The following is a 4,493-nucleotide window of genomic DNA, read 5'->3' on the forward strand; positions in this document are numbered from 1 at the left end:
GGGTGGCGAACTCGTCGTACTTCTCGTTGACGCCGGGCACGCCCGCCGTGTTCTGGTGCCAGGAGATCGCACCGGTGGCGGTCAGGCCCTTGGCGGAGCCGCGCAGTACGTCGACCACGCCGGTCGCGGTGACCCCGGAGACGTTCTCGTGGTGCACGCTGATGGCGAGGTCCGCGTATCCGTCACGGTTGACGTCACCGGCGTCCAGGTCCCAGCCGAAGCGGTCGTACTTCTCGCCCACCCCCGGAACGCCCGCGGTGTCCTGGCTGACGCGGACCGGCTTGCGCGTGGTGCTCACGCCCTTGGCACTGCCGTACTCGACGACGATCGAACCGCCGACGACGCCCGCCGGGTTGTGCCCCTCGAGCGGGGCGCCGAGGATCACGTCGCCGTATCCGTCGCCGTCGACGTCCCCGATGGTCCCCGAGGTGCTCTGGGTGCGGAAGACCTCGGCGGCGCCGAAGCCGTGCCCGGAGCCCGGCACCAGGGCGGAGTCCGCGATGTCCGTCGTGCCGGTCCTGCGCCTGCCGACCGCCAGCAGGTCGGCGACGCGGTCGCCGTTGACGTCGCCGGAGACCAGGTCGTAGGCGAGCACCCCGGTGTTCACGAGCGTGGTGGAGGCGGACGAGCCGTCCCGGCGGAACGGCCCACGGAAGAGCGTGGTGCCCTCGACGGTCTCGGCGACGAGGTCGTCCTTGCCGTCGCCGTCGAAGTCGTCCACCACCATGGGGCCGTTGGAGCCGTACCCGGGCTTGAACGACAGGAACGTCGTCCCGGACAGCTTCCTGGGTCCTCCCCATACGACGGCCACGTCGGGGTCGGCGGGCGAGGCGCCGTCGAAGCCGACCACGAGGTCGTCGTAGCCGTCGCCGTCCAGGTCACCCGCGGCGAGCGAGTCACCGAAGCCGGCGCCGCCGGACTGGGGCATGCCCGTCGAGGCGGGGGTGAGGGTCTGCCGCCGGGAGGTGCTGAGGCCGCCCGCCCCGCCGAACATCACGGTGACGGCCCGGCCGCCGGAGACGGCCAGATCGCCGTAACCGTCCCCGTTGAAGTCGGCCTGCTTGCCGGCGGCCGGGCCGGCGGCTCCGGCGGGCGCCGCCGTCGCGGCCCCGCCCGCGCCGAGCACGACGCCGCTCGCCGAAACGGCCGTGACGGTCGCGATCACGACCAGTCGTCTGAGGCTCCCCATGGATCCGCCCTTCAATTCCGCGCGCGGTGACCGGCCGCGTCGTAGGGGAGACCCGCGGCAGTGGCGGACGGTTGTAGGACGCTGAGCGTCCGCTTTTCCGGCGGTGCGTTCGGGCAGTGCCCTCACTGGGCGAGGGAGAAGTAGTTCTCCTCTTCCTGGGCGAAGTGCAGGCGCAGGACGGTGTTGAGGCCGTAGAGGCAGGAGCGCAGGTCGTCGAGTTGACCGGGGGACAGGCCGCCGTCGGCGCGGGCGAGCCGCAGATGGGTGTCGATACGGCGGGAGAGGCGCTCGATCTCGGTGTGGGCGCGGCTCATCGTGGCGGTGGCCTCCGGTCCGCCGAGTGTCGGGGCCAGGGCCGGATAGAGCTCGTGCTCCTCGGCGTACTCGTGCGGCAGCAGGCGCTCGGTGAGCAGCCGGTGCGTTTCCTCCACGGCGGCCAGCGCCGCGGGGCCGCGGCTGTCGGAGAGGCGGTCGGCGGCGTCTCGTACGGACTCCAGTACGTCCTGGAGGTCGTCGTGCTCGGCGGCGAAGCGGTGGACCAGGGCCTCCGCTTCGGACGTCAGGGCCGGCCGCGCGGTCCGGTCGACCCGCAGGGCGCGCAGGGCGTTGAGGATGACCGCGGCGTCGATGCCCTCCTGGAGCAGGGCGCCGGCGGCGGGCGGGAGCAGACCGAAGGCGGCCACACCCATCGCCGCCAGGGACATCAGCATGCCGCCCAGCGCGCTCTGCACGGCGATGCGCCGGGCTCGCTGGGCGATGGCGACGGTGTCGGCGAGGCGGTCGACGCGGTCGGTGGTCAGCACGATGTCGGCGGCCTCGGAGGATGCGGTGGAGCCGTGGGCGCCCATGGCGACGCCGATGTCGGCGGCCGCGAGTGCGGGGGCGTCGTTGACACCGTCGCCGACCATCACGGTGACCGCGCGCTCACGTTCGGCGCGCACGGCGGCGACCTTGTCGGCCGGGGAGAGCTCGGCGCTTACACCGTCCAGGCCGAGGACCGCGGCGACCTCCTGGGCGGGTGCGGCGCGGTCGCCGGTCAGCATCAGCAGCCGCTCGATGCCCGCCGCACGCAGGTGGCGCAGGGTGCGCGGGGCGTCGTGCCGCAGCGGGTCGCGCAGCAGGACGGCGCCGGCCGGCTCACCGCCGACGGTGAGCCAGGCGACGGCCGCGCCGTCGAGCAGAGCGCGGTTGCCGACCGCCCCGGCCCATTCGGCCCTCGTGTCCGTGAAGTCCGCGCGGCCGATCGAGACCCGCCGGCCGTCCACGGTGCCGGTGGCTCCGCGTCCGGGCTCCTCGGTGACGTCAGCCGGGACCGGCAACTCGAGCCCGCGTTCCCGGGCGGCGTCCACGATGGCCCGGGCGAGGACGTGGGGCGAGTACTGGTCGACCGAGGCGGCCAGGCGCAGTACGTCCGCCGGCTTGAGCCCGGGGGCCGCCATGACGTCGATGACACGCGGCCGGCCGCCGGTGAGCGTGCCGGTCTTGTCCAGCAGGAGCGTGCGGGCGTGACCGAGGTTCTCCAGCGCGCCGCCGTCACGGACGACCACACCGAGGCGGGAGGCGCGGGAAAGGCCGGAGACGATCGCCACCGGGGCGGCCAGCAGCAGCGGGCAAGGGGTGGCGACCACCAGCACCGCGACCGCGCGTACCGCCGAGCCGCTGACCAGCCAGGCCAGCCCCGCCACCACCAGGGACAGCGGCAGGAACCAGGCCGCGTACCGGTCGGCCAGCCGGACGACGGGCGCGGACTCGGCCCCGGCCTGATCGGCCAGCCGTACGATCCCGGCGTACGTGCTGTCCTGTTCGGTGGCCGTGGCACGCAGCTCGAAGGCGCCGCCGGCGTTCACCACGCCGCTGCGTACCGTGTCGCCCCGTGGCCGCTCGGCCTGGAGCGGCTCGCCGGTGAGCACCGACTCGTCGAGGACGGCGGTGGCGCTCTCCACGCGGCCGTCGACCGGGACGACCTCGCCGGGACCGACGACGAGCAGATCACCGACGGCGATGTCGGCCGGTGAGACCAGGACCACCTCGGCGCCGGTGCGGCGACGCGCGGAACGGGGCGCGTGCTCCAGCAGGGCGCGCAGGTCGTGGGAGGCCCGCCGCTGGGCCGCGGACTCCAGAGCGCGCCCCGTGGCCAGCATCAGCGCGATCAGGGCGCCGGCCAGGTACTCGTGCACGGCCAGGGTGCCGCCGAGCGCGAGGACGGCGATGAGGTCCACGCCCGCGTGGCCGTGCCGCAGGGCGGCGATCACCCAGCCCGCGGCGGGGACCACGGCGGACACGGTGCCCAGTGCCCAGAGGAGGTCGGCGAGGCCGTGGGCACCCGTGAGCCAGGCGATGCCGCCGGCGGTCACGGCAGCCGTGGTGACGGCCAGGAGAACGGGTTCGAGCCGCGCCGGTCCGACCGCCGTGGCCAGGCGGCGCGGCAATGTGGTGAACGTGTGCTGGGGCATGGCGTACCTCGGTCCGTGCGACGCGGCGGTTCGTGGGGCCGGTCCCTCTCCAGCACATCACGCCACCGGTGCCGGCGGGAGGGGACGTCCGGCCCTGCCCGGGGGCGGTGCGGACGGCGTCCGGCCCGCTGGTCGCTTCCGGTCGGCCCGATGCGGGGCCCGGCACAGTGGCGGAGGATGGACGAGGCGGCCAGGCGGCGGACCCCGGAGGAGACGTGTCATGGCGAACCCGGTCGTAGTGGGAGTCGACGGCTCACCCTCCAGCATGGAGGCGGTGGAGACGGCGGCGCGCGAGGCGGCCCTGCGCCAGACCACCCTGCGGCTGGTGCACGCCTTCGGATGGCCGTCGGTCCGTCCCCTGCTCGGTGGCCCCCCGTGGACTCCCGCCACGGCGGGAGTGCGTGAACTGGTGGACGGAACACTGGCCGAGGCCGAACAGCGGGCACGCGAGGTCTCACCGCCCCTGGACATCGCGCGAGAGGTCACCGTCGGCGAGCCGGTCATGGTGCTGGAGATCGAGTCGCGCACCGCCTCGCTCGTGGTGGTGGGCAGCCGGGGGCTGGGCGGGTTCGGCAGTCTGCTCCTCGGTTCCACCGCGGTGCATCTGGCCGCCCACGGCCATTGTCCGGTGCTGGTGGTACGCGGCACGCCGGACCCGGTCGCCCCCGTGCTGCTGGCGGTGGACGGCTCCCCGGCCGGTGAAAGCGCCGTCGAGTTCGCCTTCGCCGAAGCGTCGATGCGCGGTGCGGGCCTGCTGGCGCTGCATGTGTGGAACACATGGGGCGAGGGAGCCTCCGTACGGCCGGACGATCCGCTCGACATGGTGGTGGACATCGAGCGGCTCCGGGAGC

General features: G+C 74.4%; 3 protein-coding genes. 1 reads left to right on the forward strand and 2 read right to left on the reverse strand.

Going from position 1 to position 4,493, the window contains the following annotated elements; translation table 11 throughout:
• Together IE249_RS18845 and IE249_RS18850 are read right to left on the reverse strand one after the other, a co-directional pair.
• The coding region (locus IE249_RS18845; RefSeq protein ID WP_189705985.1) for an FG-GAP repeat protein at positions 1-1,189 on the reverse strand (1,189 nt) is incomplete at its 3' end.
• Positions 1,190-1,311: 122 nt separating this feature from the next.
• On the reverse strand, positions 1,312-3,642 hold the full coding sequence (locus tag IE249_RS18850) for a heavy metal translocating P-type ATPase (protein ID WP_189705986.1): 2,331 nt from the start codon (positions 3,640-3,642) through the stop codon (positions 1,312-1,314).
• Positions 3,643-3,862: 220 nt separating this feature from the next.
• Between IE249_RS18850 and IE249_RS18855 the strand changes: the two genes are divergently transcribed.
• Positions 3,863-4,493 (forward strand): universal stress protein (locus IE249_RS18855; RefSeq protein WP_229858799.1); only part of this gene is annotated, 631 nt, incomplete at its 3' end.

The sequence above is a fragment of the Streptomyces anandii JCM 4720 genome (assembly GCF_014650655.1).
GTDB classification, from domain to species: Bacteria; Actinomycetota; Actinomycetes; order Streptomycetales; family Streptomycetaceae; genus Streptomyces; species Streptomyces anandii.